The organism is Microbacterium hibisci, from assembly GCF_015278255.1.
GTDB lineage: Bacteria > Actinomycetota > Actinomycetes > Actinomycetales > Microbacteriaceae > Microbacterium > Microbacterium hibisci.
The window spans coordinates 134,674-157,616 of record NZ_JADIJC010000007.1; the positions used below are offsets into that span (position 1 = coordinate 134,674).

The following is a 22,943-nucleotide window of genomic DNA, read 5'->3' on the forward strand; positions in this document are numbered from 1 at the left end:
CACGTGTCACGCGAGGTCGCCTTCGACACTCGTCAGGGCTTCATCGTAGATCGCCATCGCCTGTCGCACCTCCTCGTCGGTGACCACGCACGGCGGCACCACGTGGATGCGGTTGTCGGCCGCGAACGGCAGCAGGCCGCGCGAGGTCAGCTCCTTCTTGAGGCGTCCGATGACGTCGGCGCCCACCGGCTCGCGGGTGTCGCGGTCGGAGACGAGCTCGAGCGCCCAGAACACGCCCTCGCCCCGGACCTCGCCGATCAGCGGGTGCCTCGAAGCCAGCTCGCGCAGGCCGGGGCCGATCGCCTCTTCGCCCACGCGGCGGGCGTTGTCGACGATGCCCTCCGACTCCATCGCGTCGATCGAGGCGACGATGGATGCCGCGGCCAGCGGATGCCCGGAGTACGTGAGCCCGCCGGGGAAGACCCGGTCGTCGAACGTCGCCGAGATCTCGTCCGAGATGATCACGCCGCCCACCGGCACGTACCCCGAGTTCACGCCCTTCGCGAAGGTGATGAGGTCGGGCACGACGTCGTAGCCCTGGAAGGCGAACCACCGCCCGGTGCGTCCGAAGCCCGCCATCACCTCGTCGAGGATGAGCACGATCCCGTACTTGTCCGCGAGCGCCCGCACCCCGGCGAGGTAGCCGGGCGGCGGGAGCATGATGCCCGCCGTGCCGGGGATGGACTCGAGCAGCAGCGCGGCGATCGTCGACGGTCCCTCGGCCTGGATGACCCGCTCCAGGTGATGCAGCGCCCGCTCGGACTCCTCTTCGGGGGTCGTCGCCCAGAACTCCGTGCGGTACAGGTACGGCCCGAAGAAGTGCACGTGGCCGCGGGCGTACTGATTCGGCATCCGTCGCCAGTCGCCCGTCGCGACGATCGCCGCCCCGGTGTTGCCGTGGTACGAGCGGTAGGTCGACAGCACCGTGTCTCTCCCGGTGTGGAGGCGGGCCATGCGGATGGCGTTCTCGACGGCGTCGGCGCCGCCGTTCGTGAAGAAGACCTTGGCGAAGCCGTCCGGCGCCTTGTCGAGGATCCGCTCCGCGGCGAGGCCGCGGTGGAGATTCGCCGTGGCCGGGCCGATGGTCGCGAGTCGCTCGGCCTGCTCGCGGATGGCGGCGACGACGGACGGATGCTGATGCCCGATGTTCACGTTGACCAGCTGGCTCGAGAAGTCGAGCATGCGATTGCCGGCGTGGTCCCAGACGACGGTTCCCGAGCCCCCGGCGATCACCGGGAGGTCGAGGCCGGCCTGCGCGGACCACGAGTGGAACACGTGCCGCCGGTCGAGTTCCTTGGCGCGGGCGTCGAGGTCTTCGGTCATGCGGCCACGTTCCCCGTTCTTCGGCGGCGGGTCAAGGGCGTTTCGTCCGGCGTGGGCCCCGCGGCGGGCGGAGTGTCCGGGAGACAGGGGTGGCGCAGGCAGCCGGGCCGGAGGGATCCGAAACCTGGCCGGAGACGGCGGCACGCCGGGCATCGGTCGTGATGCCCGGCGTGTCGAATCGTCGGCCGGGTTTCGGCACCGCACCGCACCGCACCGCACCGGCACCGGCGGCGGCACGCCCGCCCCGGGTGGCGGATCCGGCGGTGGCTCAGACGGCCAGCGCGCGCTCGGCGCGCACACGCCGCAGGACCGCAAGACCGAACCACACGGCGGGAATGAAGCCCACCGCGGTCACCGCCGCGAACAGCGCGGGCGAGAAGGGAACGACGAACATGACGACCGTCGGCACGACCGCGAACGCGAGGAGCCACCACGGCACGACGCCCGCGCGCGCAAGACCCGCCGTGGCGAGAGGCATCGCGAGGAGATTGAGCATCGGGAGCATCGAGAGGATGCCGAAGACCGAGCCACTCTGGACCGCCTCGAAGAGGGCGAGAGCGGTCGTCGCGTCGAGCTCGCGGCCGATGGTCATGGTCCAGAAGTCGAACAGCACCCAGCCGGAGACGAGAGCGTGACTGAGCGTCGCCAGGAGCGCGCCGACCAGCGTGAGCCACCCGCCCCGCGAGCCGCGGACGAGACCCGGCACCGCCAGGAAGCCCAGCGCGAGGAAGAGGTTGCCGAAGTGCAGCAGCGCCGCTGACAGCTGGGTGAGGCCGGGGTCGGCGGCCAGTGACGCGATGTAGTCGGACGCCGCCTCGGACGCCTGCGGCGGCGACGTGGCGATGCCCGCGGTGTACAGCACGGCGCCGGCGATGAGGGCGAGTCCACCCAGGGCGGTGAGGCGTCGTCCGGGCACGGATGCCGCGAAGGCCGGGGCCGGAGCGGCGGCCGCTGCCGTCGCGGCGCCCGAGCCCGGGGCCGCCGCGGGCGTGCCGGACCCGGCGGTGGTCGACTCAGCGGCGGTGGGCGGGATCTGCGGGGCGGTCATGGGGTTTCCTTCCGTTCAGGGGCTCGATGCGAGCCGACACCGAAGCTATGGGCGGCCGCGGTGCGAGTGGATCGGCTGCGCGTATCGGATACCGGCGCCGCACAGCGGAACGGGGCGCTCTCGGTGTCCGTCCCACGACGGACGCGGGCCCACCGAGACGGGCTCTAGCATTTCGGCATGACCACGCGCGAACCTCACGTCACTTCCGAGTCGTGGCTCGCGCGGCACGGGCCGACGCTCGGCTACCTCGTCGGCGGGCTTCTGGTGATCGTCCTCTCCATCGCGGAATTCCTGCTCGACGATCGGGTGGCGGTGCCGCCGCAGGCGCTGATCCCGCCGATCGCCGTCGGCGTCGTGGTGATGATGGCGCGGAAGCTGCCTCTCACGGCGGCGATCGTCGCGGCGTTGTCGCCGCCGTTCAACCTGCTGCTCGGTGCTCCGGGGCCGGGCGGCGTGCAGCTGCTCGCGATCATCCTGCTCATCGGGCGCGCCGCCGCGGTGCTGCCCCTGCGCCGCGCGATCTGGTCGCTCGCCGTCGGCGCGGCAGCGGCGCTGGCAGCCGGCATCCTGAGCTCCGCCGCGCTGTGGGAGGGGCTGTTCACGCTCGCGGTCTACGTCGCGGGGTTCGGCGTCGGTCTTCTCGTGCGCCGCGAGCGCTCGCAGGCTCAGCAGCTGAGGGAGCTCGCGATCCAGCTCACCGAACAGCGCGAGACAGCGGCGGCCGCCGCGGTGATGGCCGAGCGCGCCCGCATCGCGCGGGATGTGCACGACTCGGTCGCCCACCAGGTGAGTGTGATGGTGCTGCAGATCGGCGGCCTCCGCCGCCTCCTCCCGGAGCGCCCGGACGCACAGGAGGTGCTCCGCAACCTGGAGGGGGTCGGCCGTGAGGCGATCGACGAGATGCGGCGCGTCGTCGGGCTGATGCGCGAACCCGCCGTCGACGAGCACCCGTCGCTCACGCGCGTCGGCCGCGTGCTGGCGCCGCTGCGCGAATCGGGTATGCCGATCGAGTTCGAGGTCGTGGGCGATCCGGTACCGCTGCCGCCGCTGCAGGACATCGCGCTCGTGCGCGTCGTGCAGGAGTCGCTCTCGAACGTCGTGCGTCACGCAGGTGCCGCCGCGACGGCCATCGAGGTCGCCTATCTCGATGGCCGGGTCCGCGTCACGGTGACCGACGACGGGGTGTTCCGGACCGCCGCCCGGGTCGGCGGCAGCAGCGGGCACGGCGTGCGCATCATGCGCGAGCGGATGGCGGTCGCGGGCGGCTCGCTCACCGCCGGTCCGCTGGGCGGCGGGTGGCGCGTCGTCGCGGAGGTGCCGGTGCGCGAGACCTCCCCGGTGCGGCACGACAGCGGGGTGGGGTCGTGATCCGGGTGCTGCTCGTGGACGATCAGGCGATGGTGCGCGCGGGGCTGCGGATGGTCCTCAGCGCCGAGACCGATGTCGAGGTCGTCGGCCAGGCGTCCGACGGCGCAGAGGCGCTCCGCTTGGTCGAGCGACATCGTCCCGATGTCGTGCTGCTCGACGTCCGGATGCCGGGGATGGACGGCCTCGAGACGGCCCGACGGCTGTCGACGGATGCCTCGGCCCCCGGCATCCTGATGCTCACCACCTTCGACGAGCACGAGATCGTCGATGAGGCGCTGTCGCTCGGGGTGGCGGGCTTTCTGCTGAAGGCCTCGTCGCCGGAGCAGCTCGTAGACGCGGTGCGCGCGGTGGCCGCCGGCTCAGGTGTGCTCGACCCGGCGATCACCCGGCACGTGATCGACCGGTTCGCCGCGGCACCCCGCGCCGACCCGCGGGCCGCAGCCACGCTCGCCGAACTCAGCCCGCGTGAGGTGGACGTGCTCCGGCTCGTCGCGGCCGGCCGCAGCAACGCCGAGATCGCGTCGATCCTGTTCCTCGGGGAGGCGACGGTGAAGACGCATGTGAGCCGCATGCTGCTCAAACTGGGCCTGCGCGACCGCGTGCAGGCGGTGGCTTTCGCCTACGAGAGCGGCCTGCTCACACCCGGGGCGTGAGCAGGCCGCTCTCGTAGGCCGCCGTTCCTTACTGACCGCCCTCCTGCAGCTCGACGTCGATGGGCGAGAAGCCGTCGCCCGTCACATCGACGCCGTCGGCCTCGAGCTCGTCGAGCGCCTGCTGGATGTACTCGTTGCTCCACGCGGTGGCCGGGGGCTCTTCGGTGATGAGGTGGGCGCCGGTCTCGTTGACCGCCGCCAGCGCGCCGTCGACCGTCTGCTGCCACGCCGTCTCGTCGATGATGCCGATGCCCGCCTCGGAGGGCCAGATCAGCTTGTTCGTCTCGTTCATCATCCAGAGCTCGTGGCTCGGGCCCCACCCGGAGCCCTGGGCGAGCGTGATGTCGGCGGCGTCCTCCGGGTTGTCGCGTGCGAACGCCCAGCCCTTGACGACGGCCTTGAGGAACTTGACCGCCGTGTCGGCGTACGCCTCGTCGGATTCGAGCCGCTCGGTGTCGGCCCAGATCGCGTCCTGCAGCATCGCGCCGGTGGTGTCGTCCTGGTAGCTGATGACGTTGAAGTCCTCGGGCTGATACAGCTCGCCGGTGTCGGGGTTCACGGTCTCGAGCAGCTGGGCGTATTCGTTGTAGGTCATCGCCTGGGCCGCGTCGATGTCGCCCTGGAGGAAGGCGTTCATGTTGAAGTCCTGTGTGATGATCTCGACGGTGGTGGAGTCCAGGCCCTCCGCGGCCATCGCCGCGAAGATCTCCCATTCGTTGCCGAAGCCCCACGAGCCGATCTTCTTGCCTTCGAAGTCGGCCACCGACTCGATGCCGGAGTCGGCCCACGAGACCTGCAGCGTGCCCGAGCGCTGGAAGATCTGCGCGATGTCGGTGAGATTCGCGCCGGCCTCGATCGATCCGAGCACCTTCGGCACCCACGCGATCGCGAAGTCGACGTCGCCGTTGGCCAGCGCGTCCTGCGGGACGATGTCGCCGCCCGAGGGGATGATCTCGACCTCCAGACCCTCTTCTTCGAAGAAGCCCTGGTCGACCGCCGCGAAGTAGCCCGCGAACTGCGCCTGCGGCAGCCACTGCAGTTGGAGCTTCACCTCCGTGAGGCCGCCGGCGTCGCCGCCGTCCCCGTCGTCGGGGGAGTCGGTGTCGCCTCCGCCGGCGCAGCCGGCGAGAAGGAGGGCGGCCGACAGGGCGAAGGCGCCGGTCGCCAGGCCGCGACGTGTGCTGTGCTTCATGTCGTTCCTTTCGAGGTGGTGCTGCGATGGTGCTGGACCGGCCTCGCGGCGCGAGGACGAGCGGGGCGGGAGCGTCTCATGACGCGCCGCCGGTCGGGATGCGGCGCAGCACGAGCCTCTCGAGCAGCGCCGTGGCGAGGTAGAAGACGAGGCCGAGGGCGATCGCCGCGGCGACATACGCCCACGCGCGGGCGTAAGCGCTCGTGGCAGCCGACGTCGAGATGAAGCTGCCGAGGCCGCCGCGGGGGCCGCCGAAGTACTCTGCGACGAGGGCGGAGATCACCGCGAGCGACGAGGCGATCCTGATGCCGGTCATCAGGTACGGCACGGCGGTCGGCAGCGTCACGGTGCGGAACTCCTGGGCGCCCGAGGCCGCGTAGCTGCGCATGAGGTCGCGGTGGACGGGCCGGGTCTGCCGGAGGCCCCGGAGCGTGTTGACGAACACCGGCACGAACGCGGCCAGCGCCGCGATCGCCTGCCGGCCGAACTGGCTGTCGGCGCCGAACATCGAGTTGAGCACCGGCGCGAGCGCCACGATCGGCACGACCGCGATCGCGGCGACGATGGGCGCCGACATGCCGTCGACCGCGCGCCACCGCGCGGCCAGGGCGGCGAGCAGGATGGCGAGCACGGTGCCCACGACGAGGCCGACGAGGGCATTGGTCCCGGTGACGAGGGTGGCCTGGAGGATGGCGGGCCAGAACTCGACGAACTCCTCGGCGATCGCGGCGGGACTCGGAAGCAGGTAGTCCGAGACCCCGACGACGCTCACGAGGAACTGCCACAGCGCGAGACCGAGGAGTCCCACCGTGATCGGGGCGATCACCCGCAGCCGACGCTCGGCGGCGGGACTCCATCCGCCGCCGTGCGGCCGGCTCGTCGCGGTGGTCATCGCGCTTCCCGTCCCCCGGGCGCGACGGGCGTGCCGTGGAGCGCCTCGCGCACGGCGGTCACCCGGTCGAAGAAGGCCGGGGCCTCGCGTAGCGACTCGTCGCGCGCGGCATCCGCTCCGAATCCGGTCTCGATCACCGTCGTGATCCGGCCCGGCCGCGGTGACATCACGACGACACGGTCCGACAGGAACACCGCCTCGGGGATCGAGTGGGTGACGAACACGACCGCCGCCCCGGTCTCTGCGGCGATGCGCGAGAGCTCGGTCTGCATGCGCTCGCGGGTCATCTCGTCGAGCGCGCCGAACGGCTCGTCCATGAGCAGCAGCCGCGGTCGCTCGGCCAGCGCCCGGGCGATCGCCACTCGCTGCTGCATGCCGCCTGACAGCTGGTCGGGGTAGCGGTCGGCGAAATCCGAAAGACCGACGAGTTCCGCCAGTTCGGCGATGCGCGCCGTCCGCTGGGCGGACCCGACGCGGTGCAGCTCGAGCGGCAGCCCGATGTTGGCGGCGACCGTGCGCCACGGCAGCAGCCCCGCCTGCTGGAACGCGATGCCGTAGTCCTGGTCGCGCCGCGCGCGCTCGGCCGGCTTGCCGAACACCTCGATGGTGCCCGCGCTGGGTGCGTCGAGGTCGGCGATGAGCCGCATCAGCGTCGACTTGCCGCACCCGGACGGACCGATGAGCGACACGAACTCGCCCTCGGCGACCTCGAGGTCGACAGCCTCGAGGGCGCGGATCTCGCCCGCCTTCGCCGGGAAGGTCTTCGAGACCCCCCGCACCGACACCGCCCTGGCCGACACCGCCGTACCCGTCGGCCCGCTCACATCCGCCATCACGCCGCCTCTCCGCGTCGGTAGTCCTTGAGGATCCAGCCCAAGAAGGCGACCGCCCCCGCCGCGACGAGGCCGAGCGCGATCGCGCCGAAGATGGGCGCCCACGCCTTCGACGGGTCGCCCGAGGCCTGCCCGGCGAACTGGATCAGCAGTCTTCCGATCCCGCCCTGCAGCCCCGTCGACACCTCGGCGACGACCGCGCCGATCACCGCGTTCGCAGCACCCAGCCGGAGCGCCGGAAGGAGATACGGGACGGATGCCGGAGCCCGCAGTCGCAGCAGCGTCGGCCAGTAGCCCGCCGCGTAGGTGTGCATGAGCTCCACGTGGAGCCGGTCGGGCGACTGCAGGCCGCGCAGCGCGCCCACGGCGATCGGGAAGAACGCGAGGTACGACGCGATGAGGGCGACCGACATCCAGTCCTGCCACTCGAAGCCGCCGATCTCGATGCGCGAGCCCCAGCTCTTCACGATCGGCGCGAAGGCGATGAGCGGAACCGTCTGGCTGAGGATGATCCAGGGGAGCAGCCCCCACTCGGCCAGACGCCACCGCTGCATCACGAGGGCGAGCGCGATGCCCACCACGACCCCGACGATCCACCCGGCCGCGGCGATGCCGAGCGTCGTCAGGCCGGCCAGCGCGACCGCGGCCCACAGCGGCGGCGACCCCTCCTGGCGTGTGACCGGCTCGAGGAGCCGCGCCGCCATGTCCCACACGTGCGGCATGGCGAGATCGGTCGTACGGGGGAGCACGCGCAGCCCGCCGACCACGACGCCGTCGTCCGGCGCGAGCAGCTTGTACAGCTCCCACACCGCGATGAGGATCCCGATGCCCACGGCACCCCAGATCCAGGCGTGTGCCGACCGGGCGCGCCGCCGGGGCCGCGGTGCGCGCGACGGTCGCGCGGGATCCCCGGGCGCGGGTGGCGGCTGCTCCGACGGGGGAGCGTCCGCCGCCTGGTCGAGCGTCATGCCTTCGCCGTGACGTGCGCCTGCAGCGCCGGGATGACGGTCTCGCCGTAGACCCGGAGGGTCTCCTCCTTGTTGTCGTGCTGGAGGTATCCGGCGAACTGGGTGACGCCGAGCTCGCGCAGCTGCTCCAGCTTGGCGATGTGGTCGGATGCCGAGCCCAGGATGCAGAACCGGTCCACGATGTCGTCGGGCACGAAGCCGACGTGGTCGTTGTCGGCCTTGCCGTGGGTGTTGTAGTCGTAGCCCTGGCGCCGCTCGATGTAGTCGGTGAGCGCCTCCGGCACGCCCTCGCCGTGGTGGCCGTACTTCGCGACGATGTCGGCGACGTGGTTGCCGACCATGCCGCCGAACCAGCGGCACTGGTCGCGCATGTGCGCCGCGTCGTCGCCGATGTACATCGGCGCGGCCACGCAGAAGGCGAGCGCGTCGGGGTCGCGGCCGGCGGCGGCCGCGGCATCCTTCACCGTCTTGATCATCCACGCGGCGATGTCGACATCGGCGAGCTGCAGGATGAAGCCGTCGCCGACCTCGCCCGTGAGCTTGAGCGCCATCGGACCGTACGCGGCCACCCACACGTCGAGCTGCGACCCGCGACTCCACGGGAATTGCAGCGTCGCACCCTTGTACTCGACGGGGCGCGAGTTGGCGAGCTCGCGGATGACGTGGATCGACTCGCGCAGCTCCGCCATCGTGGAGGGCTGGCCGTTGGTCACCCGCACCGCCGAGTCGCCGCGGCCGATGCCGCAGATGGTGCGGTTTCCGTACATCTCGTTGAGCGTGGCGAAGACGGATGCCGTGACCGTCCAGTCCCGCGTGGCGGGGTTCGTCACGAACGGCCCCACCGTCACGCGCTTGGTCTCGGCGAGGATCGCCGAGTGGATGACGTACGGCTCCTGCCACAGCAGGTGCGAGTCGAACGTCCAGACGTGGCTGAAACCGTGCGCCTCTGCGAGCTTCGCGAGCTGCACCGTCCGCGCCGCCGGCGGGTTGGTCTGCAGGACGACACCGAAGTCCATGGTTGCTCCTCTCGTCCCTGAGTCTCGAACCCGGTCCCTGAGCTTGTCGAAGGGTGCGTCGACAGGCCCAGCAACCGGGTGCCGCTCAGCAATCGGTGGTTTCAGATGAGGTACTGCGAGAGTCCGCGCTTGAGGAAGCGGCCGTCGCCCTTCGCGCCGAGATACTGCCCGTCGTCGACGACGACCTTCCCGCGCGAGATCACCGTGTCGACGTGCCCGTCGATCTCGAAGCCCTCCCACGCGGAGTGGTCCATGTTCATGTGGTGCGAGGCCGCCGAGATGGTGGTGTGCCCGTTCGGGTCGTAGACCACCACGTCGCCGTCGGCGCCGGGCTGGATCACGCCCTTTCTGCCGTACAGGCCGAACATGCGCGCCGGGGTGGTCGAGGTGAGCTCCACCCAGCGCTCCAGCGTGATCTTGCCGGTGACGACGCCCTGGTACATGAGATCCATGCGGTGCTCGACCGAGCCGATGCCGTTCGGGATCGCGCGGAAGTCGTCGAGCCCGAGCTCCTTCTGGCCCTTCATGCAGAACGGGCAGTGGTCGGTCGAGACCATCTGGATGTCGTTGGTGCGCAGCGCCTGCCACATGTGGTGCTGGTGGCCCTCCTTGCGGCTGCGCAGCGGCGTCGAGCACACCCACTTCGCGCCTTCGAACTGCCCCCACTCTTCGCTGAACGCGCCGAGCTGCTCCTCGAGCGACAGGTAGAGGTACTGCGGGCAGGTCTCGCCGAAAACGTTCCAGCCCTGGTCGCGCGCCCACGCGATCTGGTCGACCGCCTGCTTGGCGCTCACGTGCACCGTGTACAGCGGAGCGCCGGTGAGGTTCGCCAGCATGATCGCGCGGTGCGTCGCCTCCTCCTCCATCTGCCACGCGCGCGCGATGCCGTGGTAGTACGGCGCCTTCTTGCCGGCCTCGGCCAGCTGCGCGGCGAGCACGTCGATCGCGGGCCCGTTCTCGGCGTGCATCATCGTGAGCAGGCCGGTCTCGGCCGACACCTGCATGGCCCTCAGCACCTGCGCGTCGTCGGAGTAGAACACGCCCGGGTACGCCATGAAGAGCTTGAAGCTCGAGACGCCCTCGTCGAGGAGCCCCCGCATCGCCGCGAGCGAGTCCTCATCGACGCCGCCGACGATCTGGTGGAAGCCGTAGTCGATCGCGCAGTTGCCCGCGGCCTTCTCGTGCCAGGCGGCCAGGCCGTCCTGCACGCGCTCGCCGTACCGCTGCACGGCGAAGTCGATGATCGACGTCGTGCCGCCCCACGCAGCCGCCCGCGTTCCGGTCTCGAACGTGTCGGAGGCATTGGTGCCGCCGAACGGCAGCTCCATGTGCGTGTGGGCGTCGATGCCGCCCGGGATCACGTACTTGCCGGTCGCGTCGACGACGGTGTCGACGGATGCCGCGACATCGGTCCCGAGCAGCTGCGAGCCGGGTGCGAGCACGGCCGCGATCGTCTCGCCGTCGATGAGCACGTCGGCTTCGCCGCGGCCCGTCGCCGAGACTACGGTGCCGCCCTTGATGAGTGTGGTGGTCATGTCAATCCTCCGGTCGCTGAGCCCGTCGAAGCGTCACGGCTTCGCGATCTTCGTGTACGAGTCGGGACGGCGGTCGCGGTAGAACTGCCAGTCGTCGCGCATCTCGAGCACCATGTTCAGGTCGAGGTCGCGCACGAGCAGCTCCTCGCTGTCGCCCGAGCCGCGCTCGCCGACGAAGTTTCCGCGCGGGTCGATCACCTGGCTCGTGCCGTAGAAGTCGACGGCGAGCTCGCCGTACTCGTTGTCCTCGCGCCCGACCCGGTTCGGCTGCAGCACGAAGTAGCCGTTCGCGACGGCCGCGGCAGGCCCCTCGACCTCCCACAGCCGGTTCGACAGCCCGGGCTTCGTGGCGTTCGGGTTGAACACGATGTGCGCGTCGTTGAGGCCGAGCTCGCGCCATCCCTCGGGGAAGTGCCGGTCGTAGCAGATGTACATGCCGACCCGGCCGACGGCCGTCTCGAAGACCGGGTAGCCGAGGTTGCCCGGACGGAAGTAGAACTTCTCCCAGAACCGGTCGAGGTGAGGGAGGTGGTGCTTGCGGTACTTGCCGAGGATCGTGCCGTCGGCGTCCACCAGCACGGCGGTGTTGTAGTACACGCCGGTCTCGGCCTCCTCGTAGATCGGGAGCACCATGACGATCCCGAGCTCCTTGGCCAGCGCCGCGAACCGCTGCACGATCGGCCCTTCGGCGGATTCCGCGAAGCGGTAGTACTTCTTGTCCTGCGTGATCCCGAAGTACGGGCCGTAGAACAGCTCCTGGAAGCACACGACCTGCGCGCCCTGGGCCGCGGCCTCCCGCGCGAAGCCCTCGTGCTTGTCGAGCATCGACTCCTTGTCGCCCGTCCAGGTGGTCTGCGATATCGCCGCGCGTACCGTCGTCATGGTTCTCCGTCCGTCCTTGGCTGGGTCCCTGAGGCTCGGACCGGCGGGGGTCGGATCGCCGGAGCGCCCCCGCACCCCGATCCTGTCGATCGGACGTTTCCCGTCGGTTTCGGCCTGTGACGCGACAGTAAAGCCTCGCTCGAACCGGCGCAATGGTCGGGTGGCCCGACCTTATGGATACATCGCGGGGCGGATGCGGCATCCGTCACGGATACAGCGGGAGACGGATGCCGCGTCACGCGCTCTCCCGTAACGTGAAACGGTGTTCCGTCCCCTGAAGACGTATCAGCTCGTCGTCGACGTCTTGCTGGGCGTGGTCTTCTTCCTCGTCGCCTGGCCGATCGAGGCGCTCCTCGTCAGCGGTGAGCCGGGCATCGACTACGGGCTGGGGCCGAACGGGCGCGACGTGCTCGGCCCTCTCATCGCCCTCATCTTCAGCGGGGCGCTGGCGCTGCGCCGGCTCTCGCCCGCCCTCGCTCTCGCCGTCGCCTGGGTCGGAGCCGTCGTGCAGATGGGGCTCGGGCGCCCGCCCAGCTTCTCCGACGTCGCGATCTTCGCAGTGCTGTACGCCACCGCGGCCTACGGCACGCGCGCGGCGTACTGGGCAGGCTTCGCATCCGCGCTCGTCGGGGCGCTCGTCATCACCGTCTATCTCATGGCCGGCCCGCAGTTCGCCGGCGGCGGACTGACGTGGCAGACGCTTCCGCTCGCGCTCGTCCTGCTGGTCGCCGCGGCCTTCGCGCTCGGCCTGTCGTGGACCACCGGCGCACTGGTGCGGACGGCGGTGCGCGCGCGAGAGAACCGCGAGGCGCAGCAGCGCGCCGAGGCCGAAGCGGCCGCCGAGCAGGAGCGCGTGCGCATCGCGCGCGACATGCACGACGTCGTCGCCCACTCGCTCGCGGTCGTGGTCGCGCAGGCCGACGGCGCCCGCTATGCCGCCGCCGCAGATCCCGCCGTCGCCACCGAGGCGCTCGCCACCATCTCGACCACCGCCCGCGCGGCGCTCGCCGATGTGCGCCTGCTGCTCGGGCAGCTCCGTCACCGCCAGGGCGACGGACCGCAGCCCACCCTCGCCGACCTCGAGGAGCTGTACGCCCAGGTGCGCGCCGCCGGCGTGCAGCTCCGGGTCGACGTCGACCCGGCACCGCCCGGAGAGCCGCCGGCCGCGGTGCAGCTCGCCGTGTACCGCATCCTGCAGGAGGCGTTCACGAACGCGATCCGTCACGGCGCTCCCGGCGGCCCGGTCGACGTGCGGCTGGCGTGGCTTTCCGACCGCGTCGAGCTCTCCGTGGTCAACCCGGTGGCGCCGGGCGTCGTCGCGCCCGGCCGGTCCGGGCACGGGCTGATCGGCATGCGCGAGCGCGCGCAGCTGGCGGGTGGCCGGCTCGACGCGGCGGACGAGTCCGGCTCGTTCGCGGTGCGGGCGTCGATCCCGATCGGAGGGCCGGCATGATCCGCGACCGGTGCACAACGTCGGAACTCTTCGCCGACACGCCGCTCCGAGGCATCCGTACGCGGCGTGTCGCTCGAAACCTCCGATTCTGTGCACCGACGGCCCACGGAGGACGCTCATGATCCGCGTTGCGCTGGTGGACGACCAGGCGCTCTTCCGCGCCGGGATCCGCATGCTCGTCGACTCGCAGCCTGACCTCGAGGTGGTCGCCGAGGCCGCCGACGGCCGCGAGGCCCTCGACGCCGTGCGCCAGGCGCGGCCCGACGTCGTGCTCATGGACATCCGCATGCCCGTGATGGATGGACTGGCCGCGACCGCCGAGCTGCTGGGCGATCCTCCCGTCGACGGCGCACCGCCGCCCCGCATCGTGATGCTCACCACGTTCGACCTCGACGAGGCGGCCGCCCGCGCGATCCGCCAGGGTGCGAGCGGGTTCCTCCTCAAAGACGCCGACCCCGAGTTCCTCCTCGCGGCGATCCGCACCGTGCACGCGGGATCCGCCGTGATCGCGGCATCCGCCACTCGTGAGCTCTTCGAGAGATTCACGGATGCCGCCCCCAGGCCGGTCCCGCCGGCCTACGGTGAGCTCACCGACCGGGAGCGCGAGATCTTCGCGCTCGCGGCGCGCGGCCTGTCGAACGCCGAGATCGCCGCGCGCGAGTATCTGTCCGAGGCCACGGTCAAGACCCACATCAGCCGGATCCTCACCAAGCTCGCGCTGCGCGACCGCGTGCAGCTGGTGGTGTTCGCCTTCGAGCACGGGCTGGCGTAGCGTCAGCGCCCCTCGAGGGCCGCGCGGTGCGCGGCGTACCTGCGTGCGCCGACGTACCGCCACAGCAGCCGCACCGGCGCCGGAAGCTCGTCGTGCAGGAGCTCCTCGCCGCCGTCGGGCTGGGCCGACAGGATCATGCCGAGGCTGTTCCACATCTGGCCCTTCGGGGTCGCCTTGCGGCCGTGCTCGGAGAACCAGTCCACCTCCTTCGGCGTGAGGACGGTCTCCATGACCGGCACGATCGTGGTCTCCTCGTCGGGAAGGTGCACCGCGAGCGCCGCATTGACGCGTTCGATCGCATCGAGCAGGGGTGCGGCGTCCGCCGCGGACGCGCTGGCGCGCCAGGACGGGAGGGCGGCGTCCAGATCGTGCAGCGGCGCGATCATTGCGAGGTGCTGCTCCTTCATGCGTGCGACGTGGCCGCCGCAGGCGGGGGCTCGCTCCTCCAGCGCACTCCAGAGGCGCTCATCCTCGCCCTCGTGGTGCGTGTGAAGACCGAGCGACAGCAGCGCCAGCTGGTCGGCCACGACCGCGGCATGCGCGTGGTCGCCGTCGCGCACGCCGCGCACCAGGTCGTCGGCCTCGCCGAATCCGGCGCGGAACACGCGATGGATCATGGCCATCCCGCTCGCGTCGCACGTCTTGGGCTGCGGGGCGTCGCCGCTCGCGGGCAGAGGTGTGGCAGGCATCGTCGTCTCCCCTTCGTCGAACCTGGCGAGACCCTACTCCCGGAGGGCGCAGCGCGCGAGATCATCCTCGGGATGTACGGCGGATGCCTCCACCGGGCGACGCGCGTGACGCGCGGTCGTCCCTAGCGTCGGAGGCATGGAACTCTCATCGACCGACCTGGGCCTCGCCGCCCGGGTGCAGCAGCTCACCAAGACCTACGGCACCGGCGAGGGCACGGTGCACGCGCTGGACGGCGTGAGCGTCGGCATCCGGCGCGGCGAGTTCACCGCCATCATGGGACCGTCGGGCTCGGGCAAGTCGACGCTCATGCACATCATGGCGGGCCTGGACGCGCCGAGCTCGGGCCGCGCGTGGATCGGCGACACCGACATCACCGGCCTGTCGGACCTGGAGCTGACGATCCTTCGCCGCCGTCGCGTCGGGTTCGTGTTCCAGGCGTTCAACCTCGTGCCGACGCTCGACGCACTCGGCAACATCCTGCTGCCGTTCGACCTCGACGGTCGCCGGCCGACGGCGCTCGAGCGCGCCCGCATCGACGGGCTCGTCGAGCGCCTCGGCCTCACCAGCCGCCTGAACCACCGCCCGCACCAGCTCTCGGGCGGACAGCAGCAGCGCGTCGCGATCGCCCGCGCGCTCGCCACCGCGCCCGACCTCGTCTTCGCCGACGAGCCGACGGGCAACCTCGACTCGCGGTCGGGCCGCGAGGTGCTCGCGCTGCTGGCGGCCGCGAGCCGCGAGCAGGGGCAGTCGATCGCGATGGTGACGCACGACCCCGTCGCCGCGTCGCACGCCGACCGCGTGCTGTTCCTCGGCGACGGGCGCATCGTCGCCGACAAGCCGTGCCAGAGCGCTGAGGAGATCTCGGCGTACATGCTCGCATCCGAGCTCGGGTCCGGGGCCTCGGGCGCCGCGACCGCGCGGGCTGGACTCGGGTCCGGCGCGCCGGGCGCCGCGGCCGCGTCGGCTGGACTCGGGTCCGGCGTGGCGGCGCCCGCGCGGACGGTGGCGTCGTGAGCGCGGTCGTCGAGGCGGGACGGATGCCGCGACCTGCGGCATCCGGATCCCCGCGCAGTTCGGCCGCGACGCTCGCGTGGCTCCGGGAGCGGGGCATGGGGGCGAGCATCCTCGTCGCGGCGATCTCGAGCGCCTTCGGTGCACTCCTGCTGAGCGCGACGGGGTTCATCGCCGCCGTGCTGCGCGCCGATCCCTTCATCGGCGAGAGCGGCATGCTCGCCGCAGTGCTCGCGATCATGAGCTTCCTGCTCATCGGCGTCGCCGTGTACGTCGCCTCGATCGTCACCGCGAACACGTTCGCCACGGTCATCGCCGGCCGCACGCGCCGTATCGCGCTGCTGCGCCTCATCGGCGCATCGGCCCGCTCCCAGCGCGCGGAGGTCGCGCGTCAGGGACTCGTCGTCGGCGTCATCGGCGCCGTGCTCGGGCTGGTCGGCGGCACGGTCGCCTCGTGGGCGGGGATCGCGCTGGCGACCGTCGCGCTGGGCATCGAGGGCGTGGAGTACGCGGTCGTGCAGCCGGTGCTCGTGCTCCCGGCGACCGTCGTCGCGCTCACCACGTGGGCGGCTGCGTGGGCGGGTTCGCGACGCGTCCTCACCGTCACGCCGCTGCAGGCGCTCGGGGGCTCGGTCGAGGCATCGCACGACGCGTTCACGCGCCGCGGCGCGCGCAACGGCGCCGCCCTCACGCTGTTCGCGATCGGCGGCGCGCTGCTCGCGGGCGGGATCGCGATCGGCCTGGTGTCGCCGCTCGGCGTGGTCGTCGCCTTCTTCGGCGGGATCTTCTCCTTCACAGGCCTCGCGCTCGGCGCCACGCTCGTCATGCCGCCCGTGCTGCGGCTCGTCGGCCGGATCTTCGGCTCTTCGGCGACGGCGCGCCTGGCCGCGGAGAACGCGCTGCGGTATCCCGAGCGTTCGAGCCGCATGGCGATCGGCGTAGTGATGGGGGTCACGCTCGTCACGATGTTCGCGGTCGCGCTCGAGACGGTGAAGGCCGTGCTGACGACGTCGGCGGGCGGCGAGGCTCCCGCCGAGCTCAGCACCCTCCTCGACACCTTCGCGGGCATCATGATGGGCCTCGTCGCGGTCTCCGCGGTCATCGCGGCCGTGGGGCTGGTGAACCTCCTCACGATCGGGGTGGTGCAGCGCCGGCGGGAACTCGGCCTGCTGAGGGCGCTGGGGGTGTCGACCGGCCAGGTGCGCCGCATGGTGCTGTTCGAAGCCGCGCACATCACGATCGCCGCGACCGCCACCGGGCTGGTTCTCGGCATCGCCTACGGATGGGCGGGCGCGCAGTCGCTCCTCGGCGCCGTCCCCATGCCGCCGTCGTTCTCCGCGCCGACGCTCGTCGCGCCGGCCGTGCCGTGGATCCCGGTCGTGGTCATCGTGATCGCGACGGCCGTGCTGACGCTCGTCGCGGCGGTCGTCCCGACGCGCCTGGCCACGCGGGTCGCGCCGGTCGAGGCGCTCGCCGACTGAGGCCGGGAGACCGGACGGATGCCGCGGCGGAGGCTTCGCGCCGCGGCATCCGCTCATCCGCCTTTCACGAAGGGGACCAGACGGAACGGTCCCTTCGCGGCGTCGGCCTCGAGCTCGAGCCACTCCTCGCCCGCGTCGAGGTCGTCGGTGGAGTAGAGATCTCCGACCTCGCGGAGCGCCGAGAGGAGCTGCGGCTTCGGCACGGCGTTGTCGGCCTTGCCGTGTACCCCCTGCCGCGTCGACATGACGGCGGCGAGCCGGGGCGCCCCGGAGCTGCGCCCCTTCCAGAGATCGTGGAGCGACCGCGGCGTGGCGTTGCGGCTGCCGTGATGGCCGACCTTGTACAGGTCGACGTCGGCGAGGCGGCGGCGCAGCTGCGGCGCGTCGGCCAGCCGGTCGAGGGTGTGCTGCCAGTTCTCGATCTGCGCGTCGCCCGGGAACAGCATCGACACCCCCTCCACCTCGAGCAGCAGGATGACGCTGGTGTTGTTGAGGGCGTCGTCGAGGTCGCGTACGAGCCGCGCGACCGAGTGGGAGCGATGGCTGGCCAGCTGGTGGATGAGCCAGTGCACCGGACCGGACCCGTTCGAGATCGGCGGGGCGGCGCCGTCGGCGTCGGCGGCCGAGCCGATCACCCGCAGCGACGCATCGAGCGCGGTCAGCCAGTACTCCGGATCGTCGGTGCGCTGCCGCGCGACGCGCGGATCCTGGTCCACCGTGGGCGGGCCGAGCACCGTCGCGCGGAGCCCCGGCACCACCGCCTCGATGCCCGTCTCCCGCCCCGCGTACAGGTAGCGGCCTCGATCGTCGCCCGACAGCTCGTCGAGGACGCCCACCGCCTCGGCGTTCTTGAGCTGCTCAGCCGCCGCAGCCCTGACGCGGTCGTCCAGGCCCGCCAGATTGCTCAGGCCGGCGACGCGTTCCTGGGCCTGCGCCAGCAGCGCGGCGTGGCGCACCGAGGCGCGCGTGAGTCCGTTCGGCGGGTCGGCGGCCGCGCCGCCCCCGCCCGGCCCGCCGCCCCCGCCCGGCCCGTCGGCCCCGCCCGGCCCGTCCGCCGTCGCCGACAGCGCCGGGTCTTCGGTCCACGAGCGCAGCACGAGCTTCGGCGCGAGCCTTCGCATGATCGCCGCGCCCGCGTCGATGCCGAACCCGCCGAGGTGGTCGCGATGCCGGTGCGTGACCACCAGCACGTCGAGCGTGCCGCCGGTGTGCTTCTCGATGAGTGCGGCGACCTCGGCCATGCCGCCGTCCGCCCGGCCGTCCCGGGGCGGGTGACTCGTGCCGTAGTCGATGAGGACGTGCCGCTCGGCTCTGCCGTCCTCGAGCGGGCCGTCGTACTCGACGGAGACGAGGAAGCAGTCGCCGAAGCCGACCTGGTACATGCGCACACGCACGCGCGTCGGAGCGCTCACCATTCCTCCCCGGATCGCTGCTCGGTGCGGTGCAGCTCGGCGAACGTCTGCCCGCGGGCAGCGCCGTCGGAGAAGCCGAGGCGCTGCTTGGTGTCGAAGCGGCCGGTGCGCGCGAGGTGCTCCAGACGGCGCTGCTGGCGGCGCCAGTCGTCGAGCCGCTTGTGGACGTGCAGCTTCAGACGGCCGAACTGGTCGAAGATCAGCGTGCCGCCGCCGAGGAGCTGCACCGTCGTGTCGGGCGGGATCGCCGGCGAGAGCTGGAGCCCCGACCGCTCGGCGAACTCGCGGGCGGTCAGGTCGGCCATCTGCACGTAGGTGGCGACCGACTCGGGCACGATCAGACCGTCCGGCCCGATCCGCTGCGTCGGCAGCACCGATTCGATCGCCGTGTAGTAGTCGGTGTCGATGTCGAGGCGCCGGGCGTTCTGCCACAGGAACCGGAACACCTCGTCGCGGTCGCTCCGGAGCCCGGCGAAGTTGATGCCGAGGTAGTGCGGCGGCAACTCGGCCTTCAGCACGTCGGTGACGCGCGCAGAGCTGCGCTCGATGCCCGCCTTGGCGAACCCGTCGAAGAGCATCCGGCGATAGCCCAGGTCGTCGTCGGGCACGACCTCGTGGTCGGCCAGCAGCACCGCGTTGAGCAGATCGCCGAAGTCGAACTCGACGGGCGGCAGGTAGTCGAGCCCCCGGATCAGCATCGTGAGCAGCTGGGACGCCGCCTTCGCACCCTCCTCGGCGGCCCGCGCGCGATCGACCGACATCCCGCGACCCGCGCCGGGCTCGGCGTTGGGGCCCCAGAACAGGGCGCGCAGTCGCTTGTCCCAGATCGCGATGAGCAGGTCGAACGCGATGGCCACCAGCACCTCGCCACGGCGATGCGGCTCGAGGAACTCGGTGCGCCTGGCCCAGTCGGCGGGCGGCGGCTTGAGCGCCGACTCCCGCAGCGCCCCGCGGCCCTGCGTCAGGACGTTGCCGATCTGCTCCGCGACGCGTGCGAGCATGCTCGCCCGCAATGCCCGGGGCTGCACACGGCTGCGAGAGATGCGGCCGCTCTTGTCGGGCTTGCCGAGGGCCTGCTCGATCACCGGTCGCATCGAGAACACCGACAACAGGGCGACGATGTCGGCGAACCCCTCGTGGAAGGCCGCCTGATCCGGCAGGCTCGGCTCGAGGAACCGACCGCGAAGGCCGTCGAGGACGGCGTGCGTCGTCTCATGCACGACGACGTCGTGGCTGAGGCACGTGTAGATGGTCTCGCCGCGCGGGTCGGGCGGGGGCACATAGCCGAAGAGCAGGGCATGGTCGTCGGACGAGTAGTAGGCATTCGCCTCGGCGAAGGCGTGCGGCACGAGGTACAGCTGGTGGCTCCGGAAACCCCACGGCAGCCGTCGCCCCAGCGCGGTCTCGAAGAGCGCGAGCGTGCGCGCCGCCGTCGCGTAGACGTGCTGAGCGTGGAAGGCCGCATCGGTGCGCAGCACCTGGTCGTCGGCGCTCGCGTAGAGGTCATCCTTGCTCAGTGCCGCGTGCTTGACGTAGCGCCCGGTCGCGGTGTCGTAGTCGACCACGTGGAGCCGTGCGCCCCGGGGGCCGTCCTCCATACGCGACCACGGCACCTTCACCTGCGCCGTGAGGATCCTGCCGTCGTCTCCGGTCACCGTCGGGTCCTGGGCGATGAGGCGCAGGGTCACGTGCGTGCGCGGTTCGTCGGCCGGTTCCGCGTACTCCACGCCATCGGTCATGTGAACACCCCCAGAGTCTTCGCTCCTACGATGCAGCGACTTGTCCCGCGGTGGAAGAGGGGCGGCTGCGCGCGGCTGATACCCGCGCGCCCGCGGCGCAAGGGGGTGTTGAGCGCAGATCCCCGGGTGCAGGCTGGCGGCATGCAGATCGAGATCGTTGAGCACGAACCGCCCTACCGCATCGGCGTCATCATCGGCAGCCTGTCGCGCGAATCCGTGAACCGGCGGCTCGCCGAGGCACTGGAGCGCCTTGCGCCGCAGGAACTGGAGTTCTTCGAGATCCCCTACGCCGCCCTCCCGCTGTACAACCGCGACCTCGATGCGGACTACCCGCAGACGGCGATCGACTTCAAAGAGGCGGTGCGCTCGGCCGATGCCGTGCTCTTCGTGACGCCCGAGTACAACCGGTCGATTCCCGGACCCCTGAAGAACGCGATCGACTGGGGCAGCCGGCCCTACGGCGACAGCGCGTGGGAGGACAAGCCCACCGGCGTCATCGGCGGATCGCCGGGCAAGATCGGCACGGCCGTCGGCCAGCAGACGCTTCGCGGCACCCTGAGCTACCTCAACGCGCGACAGATGACCTCGCCCGAGGCCTACATCCAGATCACACCCGGTCTCATCGCCGACGACGCGAGCGTGACCGACTCCGAGACCGAGGAGTTCCTCCGCACCTTCATGCGGAAGTTCCTCGAGTACACCGCGCGGGTGCTGACCGTCATCCCGCAGGACTGACGATGACGGATGCCGCGACCCGCGGCATCCGTCTCACTCCTGGTCCGGTGACTCGGGCTCGTGCGCCCACGTGGGCGCGAGGGCACGCACGCGCGCGGCGCGCCATTGCCAGACGCCCCACAGCACCGGCCACAGGAGCGGTGCCGTCGGACCGCCGATGACCAGGCGGTCCCGCCACAGCGTCTTGCCCGGCTGACCCGGTGCCGGCGACACGGCCATCTGGTGGTCCCACACGTCGAGGCTCGCGAGCGGGCCCGTGAGCGGGATCCCGCTGTCACGGAAGATGCGCACCTGCCCTCCGGGTTCGGGGGTGGACCGCTCGCTCACATGGATGAGCTGCCGGCCCATCGGCACCGCGCCGAATGCCGACAGCTGCACGGGCACGTCGTCGCCCGGCGTCCACGACGTGGGCAGGCCGCTCGGCACGAGCGGAGCCAGATCCATCAGCGGGCCGTACAGCTCGGCCACCGCCCGGGGGGAGTGCAGCGCCCGCCACGCGGCATCGGCGTCGCAGTCGATCACGAACTTGAGCAGGATCCGCATGCGCTCCAGTGTCGCACCCGCCCTTCCGCCGGGCCCGGGCTTGCGTGCCGGTGCACTTCGTGCCCCAGGTCGGAGTTCGCCGCACGTGCTCTCACCGAGAACACGCGTTGTCCGCGCGCGTGACGGGTCCTCTCGGGTGAGAACACGCGATCCTCGCACCGGGTGCGGTCGGGTGGGGTGGGGAGCGACGGATGCCCCGGCCTACGCTGGACGGATGCCCGAGAGCCCGTTCGACCAGCGCCGCTACCAAGTCCGTCACGACTGGGGCGTCGAGGGGCTGCGACGCCTCGCGCCCGCCGACGTCGTCGTGGTCGTCGACGTGCTGCGGTTCTCGACGACCGTCACCGACGCCGTCGCGAGCGGCGAGGTCGTCGCACTCGACGCCGCCGCGCACGCGGTGTCGCTCAACGGCGCGGCGGTCGCCGCCGCGGCGCAGGAGTCGGGTGGGGTCGTGCTGCTGGGATGCCTCCGCAACGCGGCTGCCGTCGCGCGCGCCGTGGTGGCCATCCAGCACGAGCGCGCCGCGCGCACGAGCATCTCGCTCATCGCGGCCGGTGAGCTCGCCGGCCGCGAGCCCGGCGCGCCGCTGCGCTTCGCGGTCGAGGACCTGCTCGGGGTGGGGGCGATCGTCGACGCGCTGGGCGACCTCGGCGTCGACCACACCTCACCCGAGGCCGCCGCGGCGTGCGAGTCGTTCCGCGGCCTGCGGGGCGCGGTGCGCCACCTGCTCACCGCGAGCGGCTCAGGTCAGGAGCTCCTCGACCGCGATGCGCGCGACGAGGTGCTGAACGCCGCCGCGGCGGACGCGGCATCCGTCGTCCCGGTCCTGCGCGACGGCGTCTTCGTCGCCTGCTGAGCGGCCGCCCGGCCGCCGCGAACCGCCCGAGCCCGCGTCGTCAGTCGCGCGGGGTCATCGCCGCGAGGCGCGCGGCGCGGCTGATCTCACGGCGGGTCCAGGTGAAGGCGTGCGCTTCGTCGAACTGCGGGGCGCACTTCGCGCACGAGGTGGGACGCGTCGCCTGGCGGTGACGGTAGGCGACGTGCCCCGCGGGGCACACCCCGATCCAGGGCGCGAGCTCGGTGGCCGTCTCGCCGTCGTGCGTCGTGCCGCCGACGTAGCCGAGCTCGCGGGCCACGGCCTTCCACCGGGCTCCGTGCCCGGCGCGCGGCCCGGCCAGCGCGTGCGCGACCTCATGGAGCAGCGTCTGGTGGTTGGTGTCGTCGTCGTACCGCGCCGCGAGATACCGCGAGACGCTGATGCGCTTGCGCGTGTAGTCGCACAGACCCGCGCGACGCTTGGCGTTGTCGAACGCGAAGGTCCACGAGGGGTCGAGGTGGGCGGCGATCAGGGCTTCGGCCCAATGCCGCACGCGATGCAGTTCCGACATGGCGCGAGA

General features: G+C 71.7%; 22 protein-coding genes. 8 read left to right on the plus strand and 14 right to left on the minus strand.

The window, feature by feature from the left end:
* Positions 1-6 precede the first annotated feature (6 nt).
* Positions 7-1,323 (minus strand): aspartate aminotransferase family protein, encoded by a 1,317-nt coding sequence (locus IM770_RS13950; RefSeq protein ID WP_203581757.1) that lies wholly within the window; start codon positions 1,321-1,323, stop codon positions 7-9.
* A 268-nt stretch (positions 1,324-1,591) separates the two neighbouring features.
* Positions 1,592-2,371, minus strand: coding sequence for a hypothetical protein (locus IM770_RS13955; protein ID WP_203581758.1), 780 nt, complete (start codon positions 2,369-2,371; stop codon positions 1,592-1,594).
* Between the two features lie 177 nt (positions 2,372-2,548).
* On the opposite strand from IM770_RS13955, the gene IM770_RS13960 reads away from it, so the two are divergent.
* Both IM770_RS13960 and IM770_RS13965 read left to right on the plus strand, forming a co-directional pair.
* Complete coding sequence (locus IM770_RS13960; protein ID WP_203581759.1) at positions 2,549-3,739, plus strand: sensor histidine kinase; 1,191 nt, start codon at positions 2,549-2,551, stop codon at positions 3,737-3,739.
* Positions 3,736-4,392: a response regulator gene (locus IM770_RS13965; protein ID WP_307785468.1), complete on the plus strand. Its 657-nt coding sequence runs from the start codon at positions 3,736-3,738 to the stop codon at positions 4,390-4,392. Before IM770_RS13960 ends, IM770_RS13965 begins: the two co-directional genes overlap by 4 nt.
* A gap of 28 nt (positions 4,393-4,420) precedes the next feature.
* Here IM770_RS13965 and IM770_RS13970 read toward each other — a convergent pair whose 3' ends face one another.
* The 7 genes from IM770_RS13970 to IM770_RS14000 form a co-directional block, all read right to left on the minus strand.
* Complete coding sequence (locus IM770_RS13970) at positions 4,421-5,584, minus strand: ABC transporter substrate-binding protein (protein WP_203581760.1); 1,164 nt, start codon at positions 5,582-5,584, stop codon at positions 4,421-4,423.
* A 76-nt stretch (positions 5,585-5,660) separates the two neighbouring features.
* Positions 5,661-6,476, minus strand: a complete 816-nt coding sequence (locus IM770_RS13975; protein ID WP_203581761.1) for an ABC transporter permease — start codon at positions 6,474-6,476, stop codon at positions 5,661-5,663.
* Positions 6,473-7,309, minus strand: a complete 837-nt coding sequence (locus tag IM770_RS13980; RefSeq protein WP_203581762.1) for an ABC transporter ATP-binding protein — start codon at positions 7,307-7,309, stop codon at positions 6,473-6,475. Before IM770_RS13980 ends, IM770_RS13975 begins: the two co-directional genes overlap by 4 nt.
* Positions 7,309-8,142 (minus strand): ABC transporter permease, encoded by an 834-nt coding sequence (locus tag IM770_RS13985; protein ID WP_307785469.1) that lies wholly within the window; start codon positions 8,140-8,142, stop codon positions 7,309-7,311. The genes IM770_RS13980 and IM770_RS13985 overlap by 1 nt, the downstream gene beginning before the upstream one ends.
* A 131-nt stretch (positions 8,143-8,273) precedes the next feature.
* A complete protein-coding gene (locus IM770_RS13990; RefSeq protein ID WP_203581764.1) occupies positions 8,274-9,293 on the minus strand; it encodes a TIGR03842 family LLM class F420-dependent oxidoreductase in 1,020 nt (339 codons plus the stop codon).
* A 101-nt stretch (positions 9,294-9,394) separates the two neighbouring features.
* Positions 9,395-10,828: a dihydropyrimidinase gene (gene hydA, locus IM770_RS13995; protein WP_203581765.1), complete on the minus strand. Its 1,434-nt coding sequence runs from the start codon at positions 10,826-10,828 to the stop codon at positions 9,395-9,397.
* A 33-nt stretch (positions 10,829-10,861) separates the two neighbouring features.
* Positions 10,862-11,710 carry a nitrilase-related carbon-nitrogen hydrolase gene (locus tag IM770_RS14000; RefSeq protein WP_203581766.1) on the minus strand — a complete coding sequence of 283 codons (849 nt, stop codon included), beginning with the start codon at positions 11,708-11,710 and terminating at the stop codon, positions 10,862-10,864.
* Between the two features lie 262 nt (positions 11,711-11,972).
* On the opposite strand from IM770_RS14000, the gene IM770_RS14005 reads away from it, so the two are divergent.
* Positions 11,973-13,163 carry a sensor histidine kinase gene (locus tag IM770_RS14005; protein ID WP_203581767.1) on the plus strand — a complete coding sequence of 397 codons (1,191 nt, stop codon included), beginning with the start codon at positions 11,973-11,975 and terminating at the stop codon, positions 13,161-13,163.
* Between the two features lie 118 nt (positions 13,164-13,281).
* Entirely contained in the window at positions 13,282-13,935 is a 654-nt protein-coding gene (locus IM770_RS14010; RefSeq protein ID WP_203581768.1) for a response regulator, read from the plus strand.
* Positions 13,936-13,937: 2 nt separating this feature from the next.
* Here the strand turns inward: IM770_RS14010 and IM770_RS14015 are convergent, their stop codons facing one another.
* Complete coding sequence (locus tag IM770_RS14015; protein WP_203581769.1) at positions 13,938-14,624, minus strand: hemerythrin domain-containing protein; 687 nt, start codon at positions 14,622-14,624, stop codon at positions 13,938-13,940.
* Positions 14,625-14,760: 136 nt separating this feature from the next.
* Here IM770_RS14015 and IM770_RS14020 point away from each other — a divergent pair, with 136 nt between their 5' ends.
* Together IM770_RS14020 and IM770_RS14025 are read left to right on the plus strand one after the other, a co-directional pair.
* Positions 14,761-15,639, plus strand: a complete 879-nt coding sequence (locus tag IM770_RS14020) for an ABC transporter ATP-binding protein (protein ID WP_239066237.1) — start codon at positions 14,761-14,763, stop codon at positions 15,637-15,639.
* Positions 15,636-17,117: an FtsX-like permease family protein gene (locus IM770_RS14025; RefSeq protein WP_307785470.1), complete on the plus strand. Its 1,482-nt coding sequence runs from the start codon at positions 15,636-15,638 to the stop codon at positions 17,115-17,117. Before IM770_RS14020 ends, IM770_RS14025 begins: the two co-directional genes overlap by 4 nt.
* Positions 17,118-17,170: 53 nt before the next feature.
* Here IM770_RS14025 and IM770_RS14030 read toward each other — a convergent pair whose 3' ends face one another.
* Both IM770_RS14030 and IM770_RS14035 read right to left on the minus strand, forming a co-directional pair.
* Positions 17,171-18,529: a ComEC/Rec2 family competence protein gene (locus IM770_RS14030; RefSeq protein WP_203581770.1), complete on the minus strand. Its 1,359-nt coding sequence runs from the start codon at positions 18,527-18,529 to the stop codon at positions 17,171-17,173.
* Positions 18,526-20,268, minus strand: a complete 1,743-nt coding sequence (locus IM770_RS14035; RefSeq protein WP_203581771.1) for a gluzincin family metallopeptidase — start codon at positions 20,266-20,268, stop codon at positions 18,526-18,528. Before IM770_RS14035 ends, IM770_RS14030 begins: the two co-directional genes overlap by 4 nt.
* Positions 20,269-20,409: 141 nt before the next feature.
* Here IM770_RS14035 and IM770_RS14040 point away from each other — a divergent pair, with 141 nt between their 5' ends.
* Positions 20,410-21,003 (plus strand): NADPH-dependent FMN reductase, encoded by a 594-nt coding sequence (locus IM770_RS14040; RefSeq protein WP_203581772.1) that lies wholly within the window; start codon positions 20,410-20,412, stop codon positions 21,001-21,003.
* Positions 21,004-21,036: 33 nt separating this feature from the next.
* Here IM770_RS14040 and IM770_RS14045 read toward each other — a convergent pair whose 3' ends face one another.
* Positions 21,037-21,546, minus strand: a complete 510-nt coding sequence (locus IM770_RS14045; protein WP_203581773.1) for a hypothetical protein — start codon at positions 21,544-21,546, stop codon at positions 21,037-21,039.
* A gap of 214 nt (positions 21,547-21,760) precedes the next feature.
* Here IM770_RS14045 and IM770_RS14050 point away from each other — a divergent pair, with 214 nt between their 5' ends.
* Complete coding sequence (locus IM770_RS14050) at positions 21,761-22,402, plus strand: 2-phosphosulfolactate phosphatase (protein ID WP_203581774.1); 642 nt, start codon at positions 21,761-21,763, stop codon at positions 22,400-22,402.
* 40 nt (positions 22,403-22,442) lie between these two features.
* Here IM770_RS14050 and IM770_RS14055 read toward each other — a convergent pair whose 3' ends face one another.
* On the minus strand, positions 22,443-22,934 hold the full coding sequence (locus IM770_RS14055) for a SprT-like domain-containing protein (protein ID WP_203581775.1): 492 nt from the start codon (positions 22,932-22,934) through the stop codon (positions 22,443-22,445).
* Between the last annotated feature and the right edge of the window lie 9 nt (positions 22,935-22,943).